Origin of the sequence: Pseudomonas sp. KU43P, from assembly GCF_033095865.1 — a bacterium.
Lineage (GTDB): Bacteria > Pseudomonadota > Gammaproteobacteria > Pseudomonadales > Pseudomonadaceae > Aquipseudomonas.
Genome location: NZ_AP019365.1, coordinates 4,103,076 through 4,123,778, shown reverse-complemented (window position 1 = coordinate 4,123,778; position 20,703 = coordinate 4,103,076). Strand labels below are relative to the sequence as shown.

19 protein-coding genes are annotated in these 20,703 nt (G+C 61.8%); 12 read left to right on the top strand and 7 right to left on the bottom strand.

All coding sequences use genetic code 11. The features are described 5' to 3' along the window. Window positions 1-17: 17 nt before the first annotated feature. Window positions 18-905 (top strand): lipid kinase YegS, encoded by an 888-nt coding sequence (yegS, locus tag KU43P_RS18835; RefSeq protein WP_317658977.1) that lies wholly within the window; start codon window positions 18-20, stop codon window positions 903-905. Here yegS and KU43P_RS18830 read toward each other — a convergent pair. The 3 genes from KU43P_RS18830 to KU43P_RS18820 all read right to left on the bottom strand — a co-directional run bounded on the left by KU43P_RS18830 (window position 889) and on the right by KU43P_RS18820 (window position 3,316). Continuing rightward, window positions 889-1,548 carry a response regulator transcription factor gene (locus KU43P_RS18830; RefSeq protein ID WP_317658976.1) on the bottom strand — a complete coding sequence of 220 codons (660 nt, stop codon included), beginning with the start codon at window positions 1,546-1,548 and terminating at the stop codon, window positions 889-891. The two genes, yegS and KU43P_RS18830, sit on opposite strands and share 17 nt — an antisense overlap. Then, window positions 1,545-2,432, bottom strand: coding sequence for a sensor histidine kinase (locus KU43P_RS18825; protein WP_317663866.1), 888 nt, complete (start codon window positions 2,430-2,432; stop codon window positions 1,545-1,547). The genes KU43P_RS18830 and KU43P_RS18825 overlap by 4 nt, the downstream gene beginning before the upstream one ends. 368 nt (window positions 2,433-2,800) lie before the next feature. Then, complete coding sequence (locus tag KU43P_RS18820) at window positions 2,801-3,316, bottom strand: histidine kinase (RefSeq protein WP_317658975.1); 516 nt, start codon at window positions 3,314-3,316, stop codon at window positions 2,801-2,803. Between the two features lie 349 nt (window positions 3,317-3,665). Between KU43P_RS18820 and KU43P_RS18815 the strand changes: the two genes are divergently transcribed. Continuing rightward, the gene (locus KU43P_RS18815; protein ID WP_317658974.1) at window positions 3,666-4,601 is read left to right on the top strand and encodes a chemotaxis protein CheV; all 936 of its coding nucleotides are present in this window, start codon (window positions 3,666-3,668) and stop codon (window positions 4,599-4,601) included. A 57-nt stretch (window positions 4,602-4,658) separates the two neighbouring features. Then, complete coding sequence (locus KU43P_RS18810; RefSeq protein ID WP_317658973.1) at window positions 4,659-5,462, top strand: MOSC domain-containing protein; 804 nt, start codon at window positions 4,659-4,661, stop codon at window positions 5,460-5,462. 58 nt (window positions 5,463-5,520) lie between these two features. Here the strand turns inward: KU43P_RS18810 and KU43P_RS18805 are convergent, their stop codons facing one another. Next, the gene (locus tag KU43P_RS18805; RefSeq protein ID WP_317658971.1) at window positions 5,521-7,449 is read right to left on the bottom strand and encodes a transglycosylase SLT domain-containing protein; all 1,929 of its coding nucleotides are present in this window, start codon (window positions 7,447-7,449) and stop codon (window positions 5,521-5,523) included. 222 nt (window positions 7,450-7,671) lie between these two features. Here KU43P_RS18805 and KU43P_RS18800 point away from each other — a divergent pair, with 222 nt between their 5' ends. Further along, window positions 7,672-9,600, top strand: a complete 1,929-nt coding sequence (locus KU43P_RS18800; RefSeq protein ID WP_317658970.1) for an ATP-binding cassette domain-containing protein — start codon at window positions 7,672-7,674, stop codon at window positions 9,598-9,600. A 119-nt stretch (window positions 9,601-9,719) separates the two neighbouring features. Here the strand turns inward: KU43P_RS18800 and KU43P_RS18795 are convergent, their stop codons facing one another. Further along, on the bottom strand, window positions 9,720-10,160 hold the full coding sequence (locus KU43P_RS18795) for a universal stress protein (protein ID WP_317658968.1): 441 nt from the start codon (window positions 10,158-10,160) through the stop codon (window positions 9,720-9,722). Between the two features lie 109 nt (window positions 10,161-10,269). Between KU43P_RS18795 and KU43P_RS18790 the strand changes: the two genes are divergently transcribed. From KU43P_RS18790 to KU43P_RS18760, 7 genes are all read left to right on the top strand, one after another. Then, window positions 10,270-10,707: a hypothetical protein gene (locus tag KU43P_RS18790; protein WP_317658966.1), complete on the top strand. Its 438-nt coding sequence runs from the start codon at window positions 10,270-10,272 to the stop codon at window positions 10,705-10,707. Window positions 10,708-11,206: 499 nt separating this feature from the next. Continuing rightward, a complete protein-coding gene (gene fadB, locus KU43P_RS18785) occupies window positions 11,207-13,354 on the top strand; it encodes a fatty acid oxidation complex subunit alpha FadB (RefSeq protein WP_317658965.1) in 2,148 nt (715 codons plus the stop codon). 31 nt (window positions 13,355-13,385) lie between these two features. Next, window positions 13,386-14,561, top strand: coding sequence for an acetyl-CoA C-acyltransferase FadA (gene fadA / locus KU43P_RS18780; protein WP_317658963.1), 1,176 nt, complete (start codon window positions 13,386-13,388; stop codon window positions 14,559-14,561). Window positions 14,562-14,640: 79 nt separating this feature from the next. Beyond that, on the top strand, window positions 14,641-14,892 hold the full coding sequence (locus KU43P_RS18775; RefSeq protein WP_317658962.1) for a DUF1653 domain-containing protein: 252 nt from the start codon (window positions 14,641-14,643) through the stop codon (window positions 14,890-14,892). Window positions 14,893-14,992: 100 nt separating this feature from the next. Next, window positions 14,993-17,605, top strand: a complete 2,613-nt coding sequence (gene topA, locus KU43P_RS18770) for a type I DNA topoisomerase (protein WP_317658960.1) — start codon at window positions 14,993-14,995, stop codon at window positions 17,603-17,605. 215 nt (window positions 17,606-17,820) lie between these two features. Further along, window positions 17,821-18,336 (top strand): DUF6586 family protein, encoded by a 516-nt coding sequence (locus tag KU43P_RS18765; RefSeq protein WP_317658958.1) that lies wholly within the window; start codon window positions 17,821-17,823, stop codon window positions 18,334-18,336. 50 nt (window positions 18,337-18,386) lie between these two features. After that, window positions 18,387-18,620, top strand: a complete 234-nt coding sequence (locus tag KU43P_RS18760; protein ID WP_004376430.1) for a hypothetical protein — start codon at window positions 18,387-18,389, stop codon at window positions 18,618-18,620. Between the two features lie 38 nt (window positions 18,621-18,658). Here the strand turns inward: KU43P_RS18760 and sulA are convergent, their stop codons facing one another. Together sulA and lexA are read right to left on the bottom strand one after the other, a co-directional pair. Next, the gene (gene sulA / locus KU43P_RS18755) at window positions 18,659-19,135 is read right to left on the bottom strand and encodes an SOS-induced cell division inhibitor SulA (protein WP_317658956.1); all 477 of its coding nucleotides are present in this window, start codon (window positions 19,133-19,135) and stop codon (window positions 18,659-18,661) included. 13 nt (window positions 19,136-19,148) lie between these two features. Continuing rightward, complete coding sequence (lexA, locus tag KU43P_RS18750; protein WP_317658955.1) at window positions 19,149-19,757, bottom strand: transcriptional repressor LexA; 609 nt, start codon at window positions 19,755-19,757, stop codon at window positions 19,149-19,151. 221 nt (window positions 19,758-19,978) lie between these two features. Here lexA and KU43P_RS18745 point away from each other — a divergent pair, with 221 nt between their 5' ends. Then, a complete protein-coding gene (locus tag KU43P_RS18745) occupies window positions 19,979-20,686 on the top strand; it encodes a TetR/AcrR family transcriptional regulator (RefSeq protein WP_317658954.1) in 708 nt (235 codons plus the stop codon). The last annotated feature ends 17 nt before the right edge of the window (window positions 20,687-20,703 follow it).

Genomic DNA, 20,703 nt, shown 5'->3' with positions numbered 1-20,703 from the left:
CCCCACGGAGAGGCGCAATGCAAACGCGCAAGGCGATGTTGATTCTGCATGGCAAGCAGGCGATGAACGAAGAGGTGCGCCAGGCCGTGTCAGCCTTGCGCGAGCGGGGCTGGACACTGGACGTACGGGTGACCTGGGAAGGTGGTGATGCCCAGCGCCTGGTGCGTGAGGCGCTGACGGGAGGCTATACCCATGTGGTCGCTGGCGGCGGTGATGGCACCTTGCGCGATGTGGCTGAAGCCATGGGGCAGGCGGCTACCGATGTCAGCCTTGCCTTGCTGCCGTTGGGTACCGCCAACGATTTTGCCAAGGCCGCCGGCGTTTCATTGCTGCCTGGCGAAGCCCTGGCGTTGCTTGAGCAGCCGCCCCGGCCGATCGACCTGGGACGCGTGGGTGATCAATGGTTCCTCAACATGGCTACGGGCGGCTTCGGCAGCCAGGTCACCGCCAGCACTTCGGAAGACTTGAAAAAAGTGCTGGGCGCGGCCGCCTATCTGTTCACTGGCCTGTCGCGGTTCAGTGAGCTTCAGGCCGCCTCGGTGGAAGTGAGCGGGCCGGGTTTTCAGTGGCAGGGCGAGTTGCTGGCGTTGGGCATCGGCAATGGTCGCCAGGCCGGTGGTGGGCAGGAGTTGTGCCCGCAAGCGCAGGTGGACGACGGTCTGCTCGACGTGGCCATCTTGCCGGCCCCCCAGGAAATGGTCGGGGCATTGCGCGAGCTATTGGCGGGGGAAGGGCTTTTCGTACGGGCTCGTTTGCCATGGGTCGAGGTCAAGTGTTCGCAAGGCCTGGACATCAACCTCGATGGCGAGCCGCTGCAAGCCGACAGCCTGCGCTTCGAGGCCTGCCCTGCAGCCTTGCGCCTGCATTTGCCGGGGGACTCGCCGTTGCTCAGTCGTCCAGGCTGATGATCTTCTCGCGCACGGCAAACAGCACCAGGCCTGCCACGTCGTAGATATGCAGGCGTTTCATGATTTGCGAGCGGTGGGTCTCCACGGTCTTGATCGACAGGCCAAGGCCGCTGGCGATCTCGCGCGTCGACTTGCCGCGAACGATCAGGCGCAGGATCTCAAGTTGCCGCGCGGTCAGGTTGTGTCGGTCGGCTGGGGCCTGCTTGCCGTGCTGTGCGCGCATCAGCGCTTGGTTGATCACGGTATGAGCAATTGCCGGGCTGAGGTAGCGCTCACCGCCGCGCAATGCCGTCAGCGCCTGTTCCAGTTCGGTGGCGGTGGCGTCCTTGAGCAGGTAGCCGTGGGCACCGCTTTCCAGTGCGCGCATGATCAGGTCCGGGTCGGTGTGCATGGACAGGATCAGCACCTTGCAGGTGTTGCCCGAGGCGCGCAGCAGGGTGAGGGCGTCCAGGCCGCTGGTCGAGCGCATGGAAATGTCCAGCAAGACGATATCGGGTGCCAGCTGCTGAGCTTGCTCGAGCAACTGATCGCCGTCGTCTGCCTCGCCGACAACGGTATAACCAGGGATATCGGAAACCAGGGCGCGTACCCCGGCGCGGATCAGCGAGTGGTCATCCACCAGCAGCAATCTACAGGTCATGGCGAATGGGGAGTCCTGGCGCGTTCATGGGTGCGAGGTGGCCACGGGAACAAGGCGTCGATGCGCGTGCCCAGGCCAAGCTGGCTGGTGATCTCCAGGCTGCCCTTGAGCGCGGTGGCGCGTTCCTGCATGCCGGCCATGCCGCGCTGGCCGGCCTCTGCAGGGTTGGCGGCGGGGATGAAGCCCAGGCCGTCGTCCTGGATCGACAAGGCCAGCCCATTGGGGCTGCGCTGCAGGCGCACGGTCAGGTTGCGTGCCTGGGCATGGCGCAACATGTTGGTCACGGCTTCTTGGGTGATGCGGAACGCGGCCATGGCTACTTCCTCGGTCACACCGCCCAGGCGCTGATGGCACTCCAGGCTCCAGTGCACATCGCTGTTTGCCAGGGTGCGTACCAGGTGCGCCCGCAGGCTGGCTTCCAGGCCAAGGCTGGCCAGTTGCCGTGGATTGAGAATGGCAGACACGTCGCGCACTTTGCTCAAGGAGTCTTCCAGGGTGCTGCGCAAGCTGCCGCAGTGCGCTTGCAATTCACCGGGCACACGCCGTTGCAACCAATCGAGCTGCAGTTTTGCGGCAGTCAGCAACTGGCCGATGTCATCATGCAGCTCCCGGCTCAGGTGCTGGCGTTCGCTCTCCTGCACCTTGAGCATGCGGTCGGCCAGCTCCGCAGGGCGCATGCTGATAGACCTGGCACCGTGGCCCAGGTGCCAGCACACGCCGAGGGTGGCAACCAACTGCAGCAACAGCAGGCCGATGGGCAGGGCCTGCGCGGCCAGCAGCGACAGGTTGGCGACCAGCGACACCACGCACAGCAACGCCGTAGCCCAGCGCAGCAAGGTGGCGCGAGAACAGCGACGCAGAGGGATCTTCAAGCGTGGGAACATAGGTAGGGAAGCCACAGAAGTCTTGCTGATGGAGGCCTTGCACATGGTTTACCAGAGGCTTTGGCGTCGAGCTTTCAATAATTGGCGAATGCGCGTTGAAAGCAATTCACATACGGGTGGCCGGTGTTTGTTAGTGCGCATGGTATCACTTCGGACTGTTCAGGTCGCGACCGGGTAATGCTTTGAAACCTCAGGGTTTACGGGCTGATCTCGGGGTATTGCCTGAGGTGATAAGTGGCGGTGTGCCACTATTGCTGTATTTCTCTGAATTGCCCAGTTCAACTTTGGTGTTGCTTCAGGTCACAGGCGCGGCCGGTGAACGCATAACATCGTGCAAGTTCGCGTTGAGGTGGCACCGGACTATGTCCTTAGTTGCCCCGTGGTGCGCTCGCTAGTGCATTCCAATGGCTGACTGACGGGGTGTGCGAATGGAGGCAGCTGCTGCCCATTTCATCGCAGGGCGCACACGTTTGCGGCACGGAACTGCCCAGCGCATTCGCGAGATCACTCAACAGTGCTGCTTGCTCACTGCTATCGAGGGCAAGCCGACCAGTGCGCATATCCACCAGCTCCAGTTGCCAGGCCAGCAGTGTCAGGCAGGCATCCAGCGCAGGCAATGCTTCGCTGTGCAGGTGCAGTTGCTGGCAGGCCGGGGCAAGCAGCTGCTGCAGGGCAGTGGCGTAGTGGGCAACTTCGTGCAGGTTCAGGCCGCTGGCGCGTCGTGCGAGCGTGTCGAGGGTATTGTGCAGGCAATGACAAGCGTCCGGGTCATTGGTGATCAGTTCCAGGTGCTGCAGGCATTCCTGGGTCTGGGTCAACAAGACCTGCGCATCCAGCAGGAACTCCTGCAGGGCGCTGTTGGGGAAGACGGTGTTGTCCATCATGACACTCCGGCGCGTAGGGCAGGAGCAAGGGATGGGCACGCCATGTCGATCGCTAGCAAAAGCCTGACTCCATTCATGCAGTGAGAATGGCGTCACATTAATGGCTAAAGGATATCGCGAACATCAGGTTGCACCCGATTGCCACTAGGGGTTTCCCTGATGGCTGCCTAGGGTGCGACTGTTGGGCGCGTGAATGGATCCAAGGTGGCGATGTCCGCAGTAAAGCATGATGGTAATGTGATATCAATTGCCTGTGCGGCATTTTATTACAAGGGTCAAGCTGTGCCCCAAGCCGCCGATAAAGAGTGAATGAATTCACCTTTTCCCACTCAGCCCCGGGGGTTTTCCAATGGCAGGCATTCTCGACACGGTAGACCAACGCACGCAACTGGTGGGTGAGAACCGCCTGGAAATTCTCATGTTTCGCCTGGCCGGTCGCCAGCTGTTCGCGATCAACGTGTTCAAGGTGCAGGAGGTACTGCAACTGCCCAAATTGACCTTGATGCCCCAGCGCCATGCGTTCGTCTGCGGTGTGGTCAACCTGCGCGGGCAGACCTTGCCGGTGATCGACCTGTCCCAGGCGATCGGCATGCGGCCGCTGCAGCCGGGGCCGGACAGCACCATCATCGTCACTGAATACAACCGTTCGGTACAGGCCTTCCTGGTCGGCGGGGTCGACCGCATCGTCAACATGAACTGGGAAGCCATCATGCCGCCGCCCTCCAGTGCTGGCCGCCAGCATTACCTGACGGCCATTACCAAGGTGGATGAGCAGTTGGTGGAAGTGATCGACGTGGAGAAAGTGCTGGCCGAAATCGTCCCGTACAACGCCAGGGTTTCCGGTGACAAGCTCGCCGACCCGGTGCTGGCCCGCGCCCGTGGCCGTGAAGTGCTGCTGGTGGACGATTCCAGCGTGGCGCTGGCGCAACTGCGTGACACCCTGTCGCAACTGGGGGTGAAACTGCATGTGGCCAGCGATGGCCTGAAGGCCTTGCGCATGCTCAAGGCCTGGGCCGATGCGGGCGAGGATGTGTGTGAAAAACTGCTGATGGTGTTCACCGATGCAGAGATGCCGGAGATGGACGGTTACCGGCTGACTACCGAAATCCGCAGCGACGCACGCCTGCGCAAGTTGTACGTGGTGCTCCACACCTCGTTGTCGGGCAGTTTCAACGAGTCGATGGTGAAAAAGGTGGGTTGCGACAATTTCCTGTCCAAGTTCCAGCCTGATCGCCTTGTTGATGTGGTCAAGCAACGCCTGTTGCTGGATGCGGCCACTGCGTGATCCTTGGGCCTGCCAGGTATAAGCTTGGCCTTTTGGCACGGCACGAGGCAGGCAAGGATGTTTCTGAGTGAGTTGTATCGATACCCGGTGAAGTCGGGGCAGGCGCAAAGCCTGCAGCGCTCGCCGGTGGGGCTGCTGGGATTGCAGGGCGATCGACGCTGGATGGTGGTCGAGGAAGAAAACGGACGCTTCCTCACCCAGCGTGCTTGGCCGCTGCTTGGGCAGCTGAAGGCCTGCGAAGGCGAGGGCGGAGCACTGCTGCTGGAAGCACCGGGGCAGGCGCCGCTGCAGGTGGCGGTACCTGCTGCCGATGACAGCCTGCGGGGGGTGACCATCTGGCGTGACACCTTGCGTGTGCCGGACGCGGGCGACGAAGCGGCAACCTGGTTGTCGCAGTTGCTCGGCAAATCGGTGCGCCTGGTCCACTGCCCTGAGCAGCGGGCGCGCTATCTGCCCAACGGTTACGGCCTGAACAGTGACCGTGCGGCGTTTCCCGATGGTTTCCCTTTATTGCTGATAGGCCAAGGCTCGCTGGATGACTTGAGCCGGCGTATTGGTCGGCCCATGGAAATGCTGCGCTTTCGGCCGAATCTGGTGGTGCAAGGCGCTGAGCCTTTTGCCGAGGATAGCTGGAAGCGGATTCGCATTGGCGAGCTGGAATTTCGCGTGCTCAAGCCGAGTGTGCGGTGCATCTTCACCACGCTCGATCCGGCGACCGGGGAGCGCAGCGCGGACCGCGAGCCGCTAACTACCTTGAAAACCTTCCGGGAGAAAGAAGGGGACATCCTGTTCGGGCAGAACCTGGCCGTGGATGGGGGTGGCTGGCTGGAAGTGGGGATGGAAGTCGAAGTGCTGGAATAGTGAGTGCCGGCCCTATCGCGGATGAATCCGCGATAGGGCAGTGCTGACTCAGCAATCCCTACATGTCATCAAAATACCGCTCATGCCAATCCACCAGCGGTTGCGGCGCATTGAGCTTCTGCCCATAGATCACCGAGTACGACAGCACGTTCTGCACATACTGGCGCGTCTCGTCGAACGGGATCGACTCTACCCACACGTCGAAGCTCAGGTGCTTGGCACCCTTGAGCCACTGACGTACCCGGCCAGGCCCTGCGTTGTACGCCGCCGACGCCAGTACCCGGTTGCCGTTGAACTGGCTGTGCACCTGGCTCAGGTAGGCTGCGCCCAACTGAATGTTCTTGTCCGGGTTGAACACCTGCTGTGGCGACGCCAGTGGAATGCTGAACTTGCGAGCGGTTTCCTTGGCCGTGGCCGGCATCAGCTGCATCAGGCCGCTGGCACCGACGCTGGAACGTGCATCCTCCATGAAGGCGCTTTCTTGCCGGGTGATGGCGAACACCCAGCTCGAATGCAGGCCGCGCACCTTGGCTTCGCGCACCAGAGTATCGCGATGGGCCATCGGGAAGCGGATGTCCAGGTCGTCCCAGTACTGCGCCTGGCTGATGGTGCGAATGGCCGGGAAGTACCAGCGCAGGTCGTAGGCCAGGCGCGCCTGGGCGACCATCTCGTCACGGGTGAAGTGGCGGCTGACGTGATACCACTCGCGGCGGCCCTCGACGATCTGCCCGCGAGCATGGAACTCCAGGGCGCGCTGGACGCCGGGGGTATTGCGCACCTTGTTGACCAGGGCCGGGCTCAGCACCAGCGGTTTGTTGTTCAACTGATACGGTGTCTGCGCCCGGTCGGCGGCGAGAAAGCCGTAGAAGTCACGTTCGCGCGCCACATTTCTGTAGAGCTGCGAAATCTGCGGGTTGTTCGGCTGGGCCAATTCCAGGCTGCGTGCTTGCCAGTACTTCCACCGGTTGCTGGTGGCCAGGTCCTGCGGGAGACGCCTGGTCAGCTCGTAGGCGTCTTCCCAGCGACCCAGGCGCAGCAACAGGCGCAGGCGCCACTCGCTGACGGTGTTGTCGCGCAGTTCCGGGTCGTAGCGGGTCATCAGGTCGAGGGCCCGAGGGTCGTAGCGGCGTGCCAGGGTCAGGCCGATCTCGCGGGCGATGGCGACCTTTTCGTCGCGGGAGAAGTGCATGCGCTGGGCATAATCGTCGAGCAAGGCCATGGCCCGGTCAGGATCCTGGCGGGCCAGGCGTCGCAGGCCGAGGCTGACCACATCGGACATGGCCTCGTTGGCCGGAGTGAAGCGCGACGGTTGGTTGAGCAGCTCGGGTTTCTGCGCCACATCGATCAGCAGGCGACCCTGTTGGCCAAGGGTGGTAAGGCCTTGAACCAGGCTGCTGGCCAGGCTGTAGTTGCGCGCCTGGGCTGCCAACTTGGCGCGGTTCCAGCGCTTGGCCTCGGTCAGTTGACCTTCGGCGGCCCACATGCCAAACAGGGTGTCACAGGCAGCGGGTTGCGACTTGCCCACGTTCCACAGCTTCTCCGCGCTGGCGTAGCCTTCGGCGCGTTTGCCGTGGCTCAGCTGGTACTGGCCATTGAGGCAATCCAGTTCGGTGAAGTTGAGCTTGGGGTCGTAGTACTTGACGAAGGTGTCCCACTCGCCACGCTCGGCCAGCCAGCGCAACCAGCGCAGTTTCATCCAGTTGGCCTGGGGCAGGTCGCCGTGCTTTGCAAGGAAACCTTCGATTTCCTCGTTGCTGGCGCTTTTCAGGCGGGCGGTGAGTTCGTCATAGGCCAGATAGGGCGTCAGCGGGTAATCGCGCAGGGCTTGGGTATAACGCAGGTAAGGCCCTTTGTCGCCTTTGGCGAGCGCACGCTTGGCCTCGTCATAGTACTGGCGCTGCAGGGTGAGGTCGGTGGCCTGCGCCACGTTGGCGGTAGCGGCGGTGAGCAGCAGGCAGGAGGCAATCTGTAGCAGGCGGCTGCGCATGATACGTCCGGGCAGTTGAACCATGGGAAAAGTGACGGCGTAGCCAGCACTGATGGAAGCTATTGCCTTAGCTTAGCCGTTTGCCGGCAGCGGGTGAAAGCACTCTGCTTGTATCAGGGCGTTAACTTCGACCAGATGTCGCAATGCCCAGGCAGCGTGGTCAACTTAATGCTGGAATGGGCCAACTCAGGTAGAATGCGCGCCCGCTTTCTGGAGACGAACATGACCCTGCTCAAATTCAGCGATGTGTCCCTCGCATTCGGCGCGATGCCGCTGCTGGACAAAGTGTCCTGGCAGATCGCCCGTGGCGAGCGGGTGTGCATCATCGGCCGCAACGGTACTGGCAAGTCCAGCATGCTGCGCCTGGTCAAGGGCGAGCAGAAGGGCGATGACGGTGAGATCTGGCGCGCGCCCGGCCTGAAGATCGGCGAACTGCCGCAGGAGCTGCCGGTTGCTGACGAGCGTACGGTGTTCGACGTGGTGGCCGCAGGCCTGGATGGCGTGGGCGAGTTGCTAGCTCAATTCCACCACCTCAGCCAGAACATCCAGGGCGACGATGACCTGGACAAGCTCATGCACGTGCAGCACGAGCTTGAAGCCCGCGATGGCTGGCGCCTGCAACAGGTGGTGGAAAGCACCCTGAGCCGGCTGCAACTGCCGGCCGACAAGACTTTGGCTGAGCTCTCCGGTGGCTGGCGCCGCCGCGTGCTGCTGGCCCAGGCACTGGTGTCGGAACCCGACCTGCTGCTGCTCGACGAGCCGACCAACCACCTGGACATCGGTGCCATTGCCTGGCTCGAAGAGGCCCTGCGCGGCTTCAACGGCGCGGTGCTGTTCATCACCCACGACCGGTCCTTCCTGCAGAACCTGGCTACGCGCATTCTCGAACTGGACCGCGGCGGGCTGATCGACTGGAGCGGCGACTACGCCAGCTTCCTGGTGCACAAGGAGGCCGCACTGGCCGCCGAAGAAACCGCCAACGCGCTGTTCGACAAGCGCCTGGCCCAGGAAGAAGTGTGGATCCGTCAGGGCATCAAGGCCCGTCGCACCCGTAACGAAGGCCGTGTACGTGCCCTCAAGGCCTTACGTGTCGAGCGTAGCGAGCGCCGCGATCGCCAGGGCAAGGCGAACATCCAGATCGAGGCAGCGGAGAAGTCCGGCAAGCAGGTCATGGTGTTGGAAAACGTCAGCTTCCATCACGCCGAAGGGCCGATGCTGGTCAAGGACTTTTCCATGGTCCTGCAGCGTCAGGACCGCATTGGCCTGTTGGGTGCCAATGGTACTGGCAAGACCACCTTGCTCAAGCTGATGCTCGGCGATCTGGAGCCCACTTCGGGCAAGGTCGAGCGCGGCACCAAGCTGGAAGTGGCCTACTTCGACCAGATGCGCCATCAGCTCGATCTGGAAAAAACCGTGATCGACAACCTGGCCGAAGGCCGCGACTTCATCGAGATCGACGGTCAGAACCGCCATGTGCTCAGCTATCTCGGCGACTTCCTGTTCAGCCCGCAGCGTGCCCGCACGCCGGTCAAGGCGCTGTCGGGTGGCGAACGCGCGCGCCTGCTGCTGGCCAAGCTGTTCAGCAAGCCAGCCAACCTGCTGGTGCTGGACGAACCGACCAACGATCTGGACGTGGAAACCCTTGAGCTGCTGGAAGAAGTACTGTCCAACTACAAGGGCACTGTGCTGATGGTCAGCCACGATCGGGCCTTCCTCGACAACGTCGTCACCAGCACGTTGGTGTTCGAGGGCGAGGGCAAGGTGCGTGAGTATGTCGGTGGCTATGAGGACTGGATCCGCCAGGGCGGCTCGCCGCGCCTGTTGGGCGTGACCGAAAGCAAGGGCGGCAAGTCCGAGCTCAACAGTGCGGTGGTCGAGAAGCAGGAAGTGCAGGCTGCGCCGGCGCCAGTGGCAGCCGTGGCCGATGCCTCGAAGAAGAAGCTCAGCTACAAGCTGCAGCGTGAGCTGGAGATGTTGCCTGGGCAGATCGACGCAGTCGAACAGCGCATGGCAGCCGCTCAGGAAGAGGTCAATGCCCCGGGTTTCTATCAGCGGCCGATCGAGGAGACCTCGGCGGTGCTGGCGAAGCTGGAGCAGATGCAGGGCGAGCTGGATGTGCTGGTAGAGCGTTGGGCTGAGCTGGAAGGCTGAGTTCGACCGCATGGCCTCATCGTCGGCAAGCCGGCTCCCACAGGTACTCCACAGCTTTCTGAACGTGTGGAGATCTTGTGGGAGCCGGCTTGCCGGCGCTAGGGCCCGTAGAGGTCAAATCACTCCTTCTTCTGCAACCGCACCGCCAGCACATCGCACGGCGCCCCGTGCAGCACATCATTGGCCGTGGAGCCGAGCAGCAACGCCAGGCCATGTCGGCCATGGCTTCCCACCACGATCAGGTCGCACTGCTGGTCCTTGGCCAGTTGGTGGATTTCCTGGCGTGGCTGGCCGTAGGTGAGGTGTGAGTCGCCGCGTTTGATCCCGGAGTATTTGATGAATAGCCGATCCATGCGCTCCTTGGCCTGGTCGAACTGCTGCTGTTGCAGTTGCGACAGGTCCATCGGTACATCACCGCCAAAGGCCATGGCCATCGGTTCGACGATGTGCACCAGCGAGACCTTGGCACCGGTCGGTTCGGCGAGCGCCATGGCACGCTTGATCACCGGGTCGCACTCTTCGGTGAGGTCGACGGCGACCAGAAGATGTTCGTAGGACATGAGCTGTACTCCTGACAATCGCGTTAGTAGAAGTATGGTCGCTTTCGGGCAGGTCTTCCGTGAAACCGAGTAACCCGCTCATTTGCAACGCTTTATGGAATCTACAGATATGACGGTATGGCTGGTGGTGTCAATCCTTGCGCTGATTCTCAGTCCGCTTTCCTGGCTGCGCCTTTCGCGCAAGCAAGGCGAGCAGATGAGCCTGCGCCTGGAAGCGCGGCGCATGGGCCTGGCCATGCAGCTGGCGCCCCAGAAGTGGCCGCACTGGCTGGAAAACGAGCCGCCCAGCCCGTGCCCGCAGTACCATCGGGCGCGGCGTCGGGGGCATGAAGACAGCTGGTGCTACTGGCAGGTCAGCCCCGGTGTATGGTGGAACCAGTGGCGCGAAGTGTGCGAGGATCCGCGCCTGAACGAGGTGTTCGCACGCCTGCCGGAAACGGTCTACAAGGTCGAAGCCGACAAGCGCATGATCGCCCTCTACTGGAGCGAACGCGGGGATAAATCTGTGTTGCAGGATATTGCCCACGCCTTCGAAACGCTTGCTTGATCGTGCTGTAACGACAGCGCCGTAACGACAAAGCGGCTACCTGGTACGCCCTTCGGGGATGCCAGGTAGCCGCTTTGTCGTTTCTGCAGCGCAGAAAAGGCCAGGCAGGCCGGGAATTTCATCAAGCGAGTGGCAGTGTAGCCAGCTTTGCGCGCATTGCATGGGAAAAATGCAGCATCGCGCAATTGCTTGTGGTCAATCGCTGACATGAATGATCGGCGATCACTGTCATCATGTTTTGCCCCCGGACGATGGAAAATGACCGGAAAGTCGCGTTTTCACCGTGCTTGCGAGCATTTGACAACGCGGATCTTTTCGGAGAATGTGTGCATACCCAAATCAAACGGGCGTATGAATTGAGCGTTTGTATGTCACACCGCTCGTACAGAATCCCGACTAGCGCGCTGACGGGTGTGCCTGGGGCGAGGGCAGCGATAGGCTGCTTTTCCACCAGTGATCGGCGTGTACAGTTCAGCTTCCATATCGTGGAGATCAGTTGATGATTTACGAAGGTAAAGCCATCACGGTTAAGGCTCTTGAAAGCGGCATCGTCGAACTGAAGTTCGACCTCAAGGGTGAGTCCGTCAACAAGTTCAATCGCCTGACCCTGGACGAGCTGCGCCAGGCCGTCGACGCCATCAAGGCCGACGCCTCGGTGAAGGGTGTGATCGTCAGCAGCGGCAAGGACGTGTTCATCGTCGGCGCCGACATCACCGAATTCGTCGATAACTTCAAGCTGCCCGAGGCCGAGCTGGTGGCCGGCAACCTGGAAGCCAACCGCATCTTCAATGCCTTCGAAGACCTCGAAGTGCCGACCGTGGCGGCCATCAACGGCATCGCCCTGGGTGGCGGCCTGGAAATGTGCCTGGCGGCCGACTACCGCGTCATGTCCAGCACCGCCAAGATCGGCTTGCCGGAAGTCAAGCTGGGGATCTACCCAGGCTTCGGTGGTACCGTGCGCCTGCCGCGCCTGATCGGTTCGGACAACGCCATCGAATGGATCGCCGCCGGCAAGGAAAACCGTGCCGAAGACGCCCTCAAGGTCGGTGCCGTCGACGCTGTGGTTGCCCCCGAGCTGCTGCAGGCCGGTGCCCTCGATCTGATCAAGCGCGCCATCAGCGGCGAGCTGGACTACAAGGCCAAGCGCCAGCCCAAGCTGGAAAAGCTCAAGCTCAATGCCATCGAGCAGATGATGGCTTTCGAGACTGCCAAAGGCTTTGTTGCGGGCCAGGCCGGCCCGAACTACCCCGCGCCGGTCGAAGCCATCAAGTCCATCCAGAAAGCTGCCAACTTCGGCCGTGACAAGGCGCTGGAAGTGGAAGCCGCAGGCTTTGCCAAGCTGGCCAAGACTTCGGTCGCCGAGAGCCTGATCGGCCTGTTCCTGAACGACCAGGAACTCAAGCGCAAGGCCAAGGCTCACGACGAGATCGCCCACGACGTGAAACAGGCCGCCGTGCTCGGCGCCGGTATCATGGGTGGCGGTATTGCCTACCAGTCGGCTGTCAAAGGCACGCCGATCCTGATGAAGGACATCCGTGAGGAGGCCATCCAGCTGGGCCTGAACGAGGCGTCCAAGCTGCTCGGCAAGCGCGTCGAGAAAGGCCGCCTGACCCCGGCGAAAATGGCCGAGGCGCTCAACGCCATTCGCCCGACCCTGTCCTATGGTGATTTCGGCAACGTCGACATCGTCGTCGAAGCCGTGGTCGAGAACCCGAAGGTCAAGCAGGCCGTGCTGTCGGAAGTGGAAGGCCAGGTGAAAGAGGACGCGATCCTCGCTTCCAACACCTCGACCATTTCCATCAACCTGCTGGCCAAGGCGCTTAAACGCCCTGAAAACTTCGTCGGCATGCACTTCTTCAACCCGGTGCACATGATGCCTCTGGTCGAAGTCATTCGTGGCGAGAAGTCCAGTGATGTGGCCGTTGCCACCACCGTGGCCTACGCCAAGAAAATGGGCAAGAACCCGATCGTGGTCAACGACTGCCCGGGCTTCCTGGTCAACCGTGTGCTGTTCCCGTACTTCGGCGGCTTCGCCAAGCTGGTCAGCGCCGGCGTCGACTTCGTGCGCATCGACAAGGTCATGGAGAAGTTCGGCTGGCCGATGGGCCCTGCCTACCTGATGGACGTGGTCGGCATCGACACCGGCCACCATGGCCGTGACGTGATGGCCGAAGGCTTCCCGGACCGCATGAAGGACGATCGCCGCTCCGCCGTCGACGCCCTGTACGAAGCCAACCGCCTGGGCCAGAAGAACGGCAAGGGCTTCTACGCCTACGAGACCGACAAGCGTGGCAAACCGAAGAAAGTCTTCGATGCCACCGTGCTCGACGTGCTCAAGCCGGTCATCTTCGAGCAGCGTGAAGTCACCGACGAAGACATCATCAACTGGATGATGGTGCCACTGTGCCTGGAGACCGTACGCTGCCTGGAAGACGGTATCGTCGAAACGGCTGCAGAAGCGGACATGGGCCTGGTCTATGGCATTGGCTTCCCTCCCTTCCGCGGTGGTGCGCTGCGTTACATCGACTCGATCGGTGTGGCCGAGTTCGTTGCCCTGGCCGATCAGTACGCCGACCTGGGGCCGCTGTACCACCCGACCGCCAAGCTGCGTGAAATGGCCAAGAACGGCCAGCGCTTCTTCAACTGAGCGGCCTACGAGTTAGAGCGAGAATATTGATATGAGCCTCAATCCAAGAGACGTGGTGATTGTCGACTTCGGTCGCACGCCGATGGGCCGCTCCAAGGGTGGCATGCACCGTAACACCCGCGCCGAAGACATGTCGGCGCACCTGATCAGCAAGTTGCTCGAGCGCAACGACAAGGTCGACCCGAAAGAAGTCGAGGACGTGATCTGGGGTTGCGTCAACCAGACCCTGGAGCAGGGCTGGAACATCGCCCGCATGGCATCGCTGATGACCCAGATCCCGCACACCTCGGCTGCCCAGACCGTCAGCCGCCTGTGCGGTTCGTCGATGAGCGCGCTGCACACTGCTGCTCAGGCGATCATGACCGGTAACGGCGATGTGTTCGTTATCGGTGGCGTGGAGCACATGGGCCACGTCAGCATGATGCACGGCGTCGACCCCAACCCGCACATGTCCCTGTACGCTGCCAAGGCGTCCGGGATGATGGGCCTGACCGCCGAGATGCTGGGCAAGATGCACGGCATCACCCGTGAGCAACAGGACCTGTTCGGCCTGCGTTCGCACCAGTTGGCCCACAAGGCCACTGTCGAGGGCAAGTTCAAGGACGAGATCATCCCGATGCAAGGGTATGACGAGAACGGCTTCCTGAAGGTATTCGACTTCGACGAAACCATTCGCCCGGAAACCACCCTCGAAGGCCTGGCTTCGCTGAAGCCTGCGTTCAACCCGAAAGGTGGTACCGTTACCGCGGGTACTTCGTCGCAGATCACCGACGGTGCTTCGTGCATGATCGTGATGTCCGGCCAGCGCGCCATGGACCTCGGCATCCAGCCGTTGGCCGTGATTCGTTCGATGGCCGTGGCGGGTGTCGACCCGGCCATCATGGGCTACGGCCCGGTGCCGTCGACCCAGAAAGCCCTCAAGCGTGCCGGCCTGACCATGGCCGATATCGACTTCATCGAGCTCAACGAAGCCTTCGCTGCACAGGCCCTGCCAGTGCTGAAAGACTTGAAAGTGCTCGACAAGATGGATGAGAAGGTTAACCTGCACGGCGGCGCCATCGCGTTGGGCCACCCGTTCGGTTGCTCCGGTGCGCGGATTTCCGGCACCCTGCTCAACGTCATGAAGCAGAATGGCGGTACCCTGGGTGTCGCCACCATGTGTGTCGGCCTGGGCCAAGGCATCACCACTGTCTTCGAACGCGTCTGATCGCGTAGCAAGGCAGCAACCGGGGCCTCGTGCCCCGGTTTTTGTTTTTTACGGAATTTGTTTCAAGAGGGTAGGCGGCATGCAGATACAACCAGGCGTATACCGGCATTACAAAGGGCCTGAGTACCGTGTCTTCAGTGTTGCACGGCACTCCGAGAGCGAAGAGTGGATGGTCTTCTACCAATGCCTGTATGGTGATTACAGCTACTGGGTGAGGCCACTTTCGATGTTCCAGGAGTCCGTCGAGGTTGACGGCGAGCAGGTGCCACGCTTTGCTTTGGTCAAGGCCGAAGAGGGGCTGCCTGAGGTGCATGGCGAGTCGCCCGAGTGAACGACCGCGCTTGACCTCACTCTTTTGCCACTATATATAGCGGTGCCGCGTCCGGCACCTGACGCGTTTTTCATCTTCAGATTCAGGAATACTCCGATCCATGGGCAAATCGCTGGTCATTGTGGAATCCCCGGCCAAGGCCAAGACCATCAACAAGTACCTGGGCAACCAGTACGTGGTGAAGTCGAGTATCGGCCACATCCGTGACCTCCCCACCAGCGGTTCGGCCAGCGCCAGCAAAGAGCCGGCCGCCAAGCGTGGTAAGGCTGCTGCGGGTGAGGCTCCGGCCTTGTCGCCAAAAGAGAAGGCCCGTCGCCAGCTGGTGGCGCGCATGGGTGTCGACCCCGATCACGGCTGGAAGGCCAAGTACGAGATCCTGCCTGGCAAGGAAAAGGTGATCGAAGAGCTGCGCCGCCTGGCCAAGGATGCCGACACCATCTATCTCGCAACCGACTTGGACCGCGAAGGGGAGGCCATTGCCTGGCACCTGCGCGAGGCCATCGGTGGCGACGACACCCGCTACAAGCGCGTGGTGTTCAACGAAATCACCAAGAAGGCCATCCAGGAGGCTTTCTCGCAGCCAGGCGAGCTGGATATCGACCGCGTCAATGCTCAGCAGGCACGGCGCTTCCTTGACCGCGTGGTGGGCTACATGGTCTCGCCGCTGCTGTGGGCCAAAATCGCCCGTGGCCTGTCGGCGGGGCGTGTGCAGTCGGTGGCGGTGAAGCTGGTGGTCGAGCGAGAGCGCGAGATCCGTGCCTTCATCCCCGAAGAATACTGGGAAGTGCACGCTGACCTCGGTACCGCCAAGAATGCCAAGGTGCGCTTCGAAGTGGCTCGCGAGAAGGGCGAGGCCTTCAAGCCGCTCAACGAAGCCCAAGCCATGGCTGCGCTGGAGAAGCTCAAGGCTTCCAGCTACAGCGTCATCAAGCGTGAAGATCGCCCGACCAGCAGCAAGCCGTCGGCGCCGTTCATTACATCCACCCTGCAGCAGGCCGCGAGCAACCGCCTGGGCTTCGGGGTGAAAAAGACCATGATGATGGCCCAGCGTCTGTACGAAGCCGGTTACATCACCTACATGCGTACCGACTCGACCAACCTGTCGTCCGACGCCCTGGACATGGCGCGCAGCTACATCGAGCGCGAGTTCGGCAAGCAGTACCTGCCGGATGCACCGGTGGTGTATGGCAGCAAGGAGGGTGCCCAGGAGGCGCACGAGGCGATTCGCCCATCTGACGTCAACACCCACCCGACCAAGCTCAGCGGCATGGAGCGCGACGCCGAGCGCCTGTACGAGCTGATCTGGCGCCAGTTCCTGGCCTGCCAGATGCCACCGGCGCAGTACCTGTCCACCAGCGTCACCGTGGCGGCTGGCGACTTCGAGCTGCGTGCCAAGGGCCGCATCCTCAAGTTCGACGGTTATACCCGTGTGCTGCCTCAGCAGAGCAAGCCGGGCGAAGACGACGTGCTGCCGGAAATGGCTCAGGGCGAGGCGCTGAAGCTGATCCAGCTCGACCCGAGCCAGCACTTCACCAAGCCGCCGGCACGCTTCACCGAAGCCAGCCTGGTCAAGGAAATGGAAAAGCGCGGCATCGGTCGCCCGTCGACCTATGCGGCAATCATCTCGACCATCCAGGACCGCGGCTATGTGACGCTGCACAACCGTCGGTTCTATTCCGAGAAGATGGGTGACATCGTTACCGAGCGCTTGTCGGAAAGCTTCTCCAATCTGATGGACTACGGCTTCACGGCCGGCATGGAGGAGAACCTCGACGACGTGGCCCAGGGTGAGCGTGACTGGAAACACGTGCTCGACGAGTTCTATGGCGATTTCAGCAAGAAATTGCTGACTGCCGAGTCTGCCGAAAACGGCATGCGCGCCAACCAGCCGACCATGACCAACATTCCGTGCAAGGAATGTGGCCGTCCGATGATGATTCGTACTGCCTCCACCGGCGTGTTCCTCGGTTGTTCCGGCTACAGCCTGCCGCCGAAAGAGCGCTGCAAGGCCACCGTGAACCTGGTGCCGGGCGACGAGATCGCTGCCGACGACGAGGGCGAATCCGAGTCCCTGGTGCTGCGTGGCAAGCACCGCTGCCCGATTTGCGCCACGGCCATGGACGCCTACCTGCTCGACGAGAAGCACAAGCTGCATATCTGCGGTAACAACCCGGATTGCGCCGGCTACGAGATCGAAGAGGGCAGCTACCGCATCAAGGGTTATGAAGGGCCGAGCCTGGAGTGTGACAAGTGCGGCAGCGAGATGCAGCTCAAGACAGGCCGTTTCGGCAAGTTCTTCGGCTGCACCAACCCGGCGTGCAAGAACACACGCAAGCTGCTCAAGAGCGGCGAGGCTGCACCACCGAAGATGGACAAGGTGGAGATGCCAGAGCTCAAGTGCGAGAAGGTCGATGACACCTATGTGCTGCGTGACGGTGCTTCGGGGTTGTTCCTGGCCGCCAGCCAGTTCCCCAAGAACCGCGAAACGCGTGCGCCGCTGGTGCTGGAAATTCTCCCGCACAAACATGAGATCGATCCGAAGTATCACTTCCTCTGTGATGCGCCGCAGAAGGACCCCGACGGGCGCCCGGCGGTAATCCGCTACAGCCGCAAGACCAAGGAGCAGTACGTGCAATCCGAGGTCGATGGCAAGCCGACTGGCTGGAAAGCCTTCTACGACGGCAATGCCTGGAAGGTCGAAGACAAGCGCTGATTCGTCGGTGCGTTGAAATGGGGCCGCTTCGCGCCCCATCGCTGGCAAGCCAGCTCCCACATCAAAAGCATCCCCCTGAAATACCGTGGGGGTCCTGGTGGGAGCTGGCTTGCCAGCGATGGGGCGCGAAGCGGCCCCATTTCGTTGATGACAAGCCCACCCTGATCCTTGAAACTGCAGCTATTCGCCTTGCAGCCTTAAGGAGGCCACCCGACATGGCCCAGGAACTCTACACCCGCACCAACCAGAAACTATTCTTCGCCGGCCTAGCCCTGGAGTCCATGGCCAAGGCAGCCGAGAGCCAGGCGATGAATGCCCAGGGCCTGGTCCAGGCTGAGCGCGAGTCTGCTCTGTTCCACCTGTATGGCGCGCTGCTGGGGTTGTGCCATGAGATCGCAGGCTACTATCGCCTGCCAATGGCGCCGAGCGTCGAACAGCTGCTCGCCGACGACGCCCTGAACGCCATCGCCATTCCGGAAGTCGCCGAGCTGCTGGAGCTGGCCCGTCAACGGGAGACCTGGTTGGCACAACTGCTCAGCGCTTATGCCGATTTGTTCCGACCACCGGTCGCGAAGAAAGCGCCGAAAACCGATGTCACTCAGCCCTTGATCCAGGCCGTCAATCTCGATCAACCCGAGCCGCCTGCGCGCTCGCGCGAAGAGCTGGAAAGCTGGCGTAGCAACCTTAAAGGCTTGGTGAGACGTTTCCGCGACGCGTTGAGTGAGTGCTGATAGCCGCATCGGCTGGTACACTAGCGGCCTTTCGTGGAGAACTGCCCTATATGTCTACGTCGTTTCTGGAAATTGTCGAGTTGCCTGATGGCCGGATCGAACTGCGTCGCGCCGAGGATGAAGGCTCACTGGTAACCCTGGATTTCTCGGAAGACGCCAAGGCATTCCTGCAGGGTCAACACGTCGAAGTCGCCAAGGCCATGTTGAGTGTCGGTGTGCAGATGGCTGGCCGTCTCATGGATGGCGAGCTCGAGCGCGACGAAGGGCCGCGCGTACTGCACTAAGCCCTGGTTTCTATTGCGTCACAGGCAAAGCCTGAACATCAGCCAAGGCGGATGTTCAGGCTTTGTGCGTTTCCGGCACTGGCTGCGCGTACCAGTTGCTGGCGGGAGGTGGCATTGACACTGCCAAGCCAGCTGACCACGGTGTGGCTGCGGCCAAGACGCAAGGCTTCGCAGGCCAGTTGCAATGCGCTCTGGTTGCCGCGAGGGTGCAGCAGCAGAATGCGTTCGCGGTTCAGGCCGGCGTCGCGTAACCAGGCCTGAGTCAGGCTGGCGGGTGGGGCGATCAGAGTGAGCCAGCGGGCTTCCTGCTCCTCGCTCAGTTCGCGCAATACCGGTGCCAACAGGCTCTGACAATGCTCCGGTGCGCCACGCAGGGACAGTTCACTGAACAGCTCCGGTTGGCTGCTTTTACGTGCCTGCTCGGTGGCCTTCAGGCCCGGCAGAACCGGTTGGGCAAGGAAGGCTTCGAACAGGGGAAGCTGGACCTGCTGTTGTGCTTGGATGAACTGTTGCATGACGCCTCCTGGATCAGCGGCGAATGACGCCGACACTCAAACCCTCGATCACCAGTTCCTGTTCTTTCAGGTCGACTTCGATAGGGGCGAACTCGGGGTTTTCTGCGATCAACCAGACTTTGCTGCCTTCGCGCTTGAAGCGCTTGACGGTCACTTCGTCACCGATGCGGGCAACGACGATCTGGCCGTTGCGGGCTTCGCGGCAGGTGTGCACTGCCAGCAGGTCGCCGTCGAAGATGCCGACGTCCTTCATGCTCATGCCATGTACGCGCAGCAGATAGTCGGCGCGGGGGTGGAAGAAGGTCGGGTTGATGTTGCAGGATTGCTCGATGTGTTGCTCGGCGAGAATCGGTGCGCCGGCGGCGACCCGGCCGATGATCGGCAAGCCGTTTTCTTCGGCCTTGGCATCGACACCAGGGATGCGGATGCCGCGGGAAGCCCCCGGGGTCATCTCGATTGCACCTTTGCGCGCCAGGGCCTTGAGGTGCTCTTCGGCGGCGTTGGGTGACTTGAAGCCCAGCTCTTGGGCGATTTCCGCGCGGGTTGGCGGGAAGCCGTTGTCTTCGAGGCAGCGTTTGATGAAAGCCAGGATTTCGGCTTGGCGTGGCGTCAGTTTCAACATGGCGAGCGCTCTGTCTTTTTATACAGTGACTGGAATTATATACAGTACTGGATACGCTGCAAGCGCCAAAGCTGCAATAAAAGCGGCAATCCGCGCATCTTGTCGCTTGCAGCCTGCTGTCTGGCGCATTTAAATGGCGACCGCCTGGTCACCTGGCCTTGACAGGGCCCGGTCTGAAACGTATGTTTCAAACACCTGTTTGTCTGCCTGATGGAGTAGTCATGGCCCAATCGGAAACCGTTGAACGCATTCTCGATGCTGCCGAGCAGCTGTTCGCGGAAAGGGGGTTCGCGGAAACCTCATTGCGGCTGATTACCAGCAAGGCCGGGGTGAACCTGGCGGCGGTCAACTACCATTTCGGTTCGAAAAAAGCGCTCATCCAGGCAGTCTTCTCGCGCTTCCTTGGCCCATTCTGCGCCAGCCTCGAGCGCGAGCTGGAACGGCGTCAGGCCAAGCCCGAGCAGAAGCCCAGCCTCGAAGAGCTGCTGGAGATGCTGGTCGAGCAGGCGCTGGCGGTCCAGCCGCGCAGCAACAACGACCTGTCGATCTTCATGCGCCTGCTGGGCCTGGCCTTCAGCCAGAGCCAGGGGCATTTGCGCCGCTATCTGGAAGACATGTACGGCAAGGTGTTCCGCCGCTACATGCTGCTGGTAAATGAAGCTGCGCCACGCATTCCGCCACTGGAGCTGTTCTGGCGGGTGCACTTCATGCTCGGCGCCGCGGCGTTCAGCATGTCCGGTATCAAGGCGCTGCGTGCTATCGCTGAAACCGATTTCGGCATCAACACCTCGATCGAGCAGGTCATGCGCCTGATGGTGCCGTTCCTGGCGGCCGGCATGCGTGCCGACAGTGGCGTCACCGACACTGCCATGGCCTCGGCCCAGCTACGCCCGCGCAGCAAGACCGGTAGCGCTACCGCCAAGGCCTGAAGGCTGGGCGGGGCAGG

Bases quoted from the DNA above. Each gene is read 5' to 3' on its own strand.
- yegS (WP_317658977.1), top strand. From the start codon at position 18: ATGCAAACGCGCAAGGCGATGTTGATTCTGCATGGCAAGCAGGCGATG.
- KU43P_RS18830 (WP_317658976.1), bottom strand. From the start codon at position 1,548: ATGACCTGTAGATTGCTGCTGGTGGATGACCACTCGCTGATCCGCGCC.
- KU43P_RS18825 (WP_317663866.1), bottom strand. From the start codon at position 2,432: ATGTTCCCACGCTTGAAGATCCCTCTGCGTCGCTGTTCTCGCGCCACC.
- KU43P_RS18820 (WP_317658975.1), bottom strand. From the start codon at position 3,316: ATGATGGACAACACCGTCTTCCCCAACAGCGCCCTGCAGGAGTTCCTG.
- KU43P_RS18815 (WP_317658974.1), top strand. From the start codon at position 3,666: ATGGCAGGCATTCTCGACACGGTAGACCAACGCACGCAACTGGTGGGT.
- KU43P_RS18810 (WP_317658973.1), top strand. From the start codon at position 4,659: ATGTTTCTGAGTGAGTTGTATCGATACCCGGTGAAGTCGGGGCAGGCG.
- KU43P_RS18805 (WP_317658971.1), bottom strand. From the start codon at position 7,449: ATGCGCAGCCGCCTGCTACAGATTGCCTCCTGCCTGCTGCTCACCGCC.
- KU43P_RS18800 (WP_317658970.1), top strand. From the start codon at position 7,672: ATGACCCTGCTCAAATTCAGCGATGTGTCCCTCGCATTCGGCGCGATG.
- KU43P_RS18795 (WP_317658968.1), bottom strand. From the start codon at position 10,160: ATGTCCTACGAACATCTTCTGGTCGCCGTCGACCTCACCGAAGAGTGC.
- KU43P_RS18790 (WP_317658966.1), top strand. From the start codon at position 10,270: ATGACGGTATGGCTGGTGGTGTCAATCCTTGCGCTGATTCTCAGTCCG.
- fadB (WP_317658965.1), top strand. From the start codon at position 11,207: ATGATTTACGAAGGTAAAGCCATCACGGTTAAGGCTCTTGAAAGCGGC.
- fadA (WP_317658963.1), top strand. From the start codon at position 13,386: ATGAGCCTCAATCCAAGAGACGTGGTGATTGTCGACTTCGGTCGCACG.
- KU43P_RS18775 (WP_317658962.1), top strand. From the start codon at position 14,641: ATGCAGATACAACCAGGCGTATACCGGCATTACAAAGGGCCTGAGTAC.
- topA (WP_317658960.1), top strand. From the start codon at position 14,993: ATGGGCAAATCGCTGGTCATTGTGGAATCCCCGGCCAAGGCCAAGACC.
- KU43P_RS18765 (WP_317658958.1), top strand. From the start codon at position 17,821: ATGGCCCAGGAACTCTACACCCGCACCAACCAGAAACTATTCTTCGCC.
- KU43P_RS18760 (WP_004376430.1), top strand. From the start codon at position 18,387: ATGTCTACGTCGTTTCTGGAAATTGTCGAGTTGCCTGATGGCCGGATC.
- sulA (WP_317658956.1), bottom strand. From the start codon at position 19,135: ATGCAACAGTTCATCCAAGCACAACAGCAGGTCCAGCTTCCCCTGTTC.
- lexA (WP_317658955.1), bottom strand. From the start codon at position 19,757: ATGTTGAAACTGACGCCACGCCAAGCCGAAATCCTGGCTTTCATCAAA.
- KU43P_RS18745 (WP_317658954.1), top strand. From the start codon at position 19,979: ATGGCCCAATCGGAAACCGTTGAACGCATTCTCGATGCTGCCGAGCAG.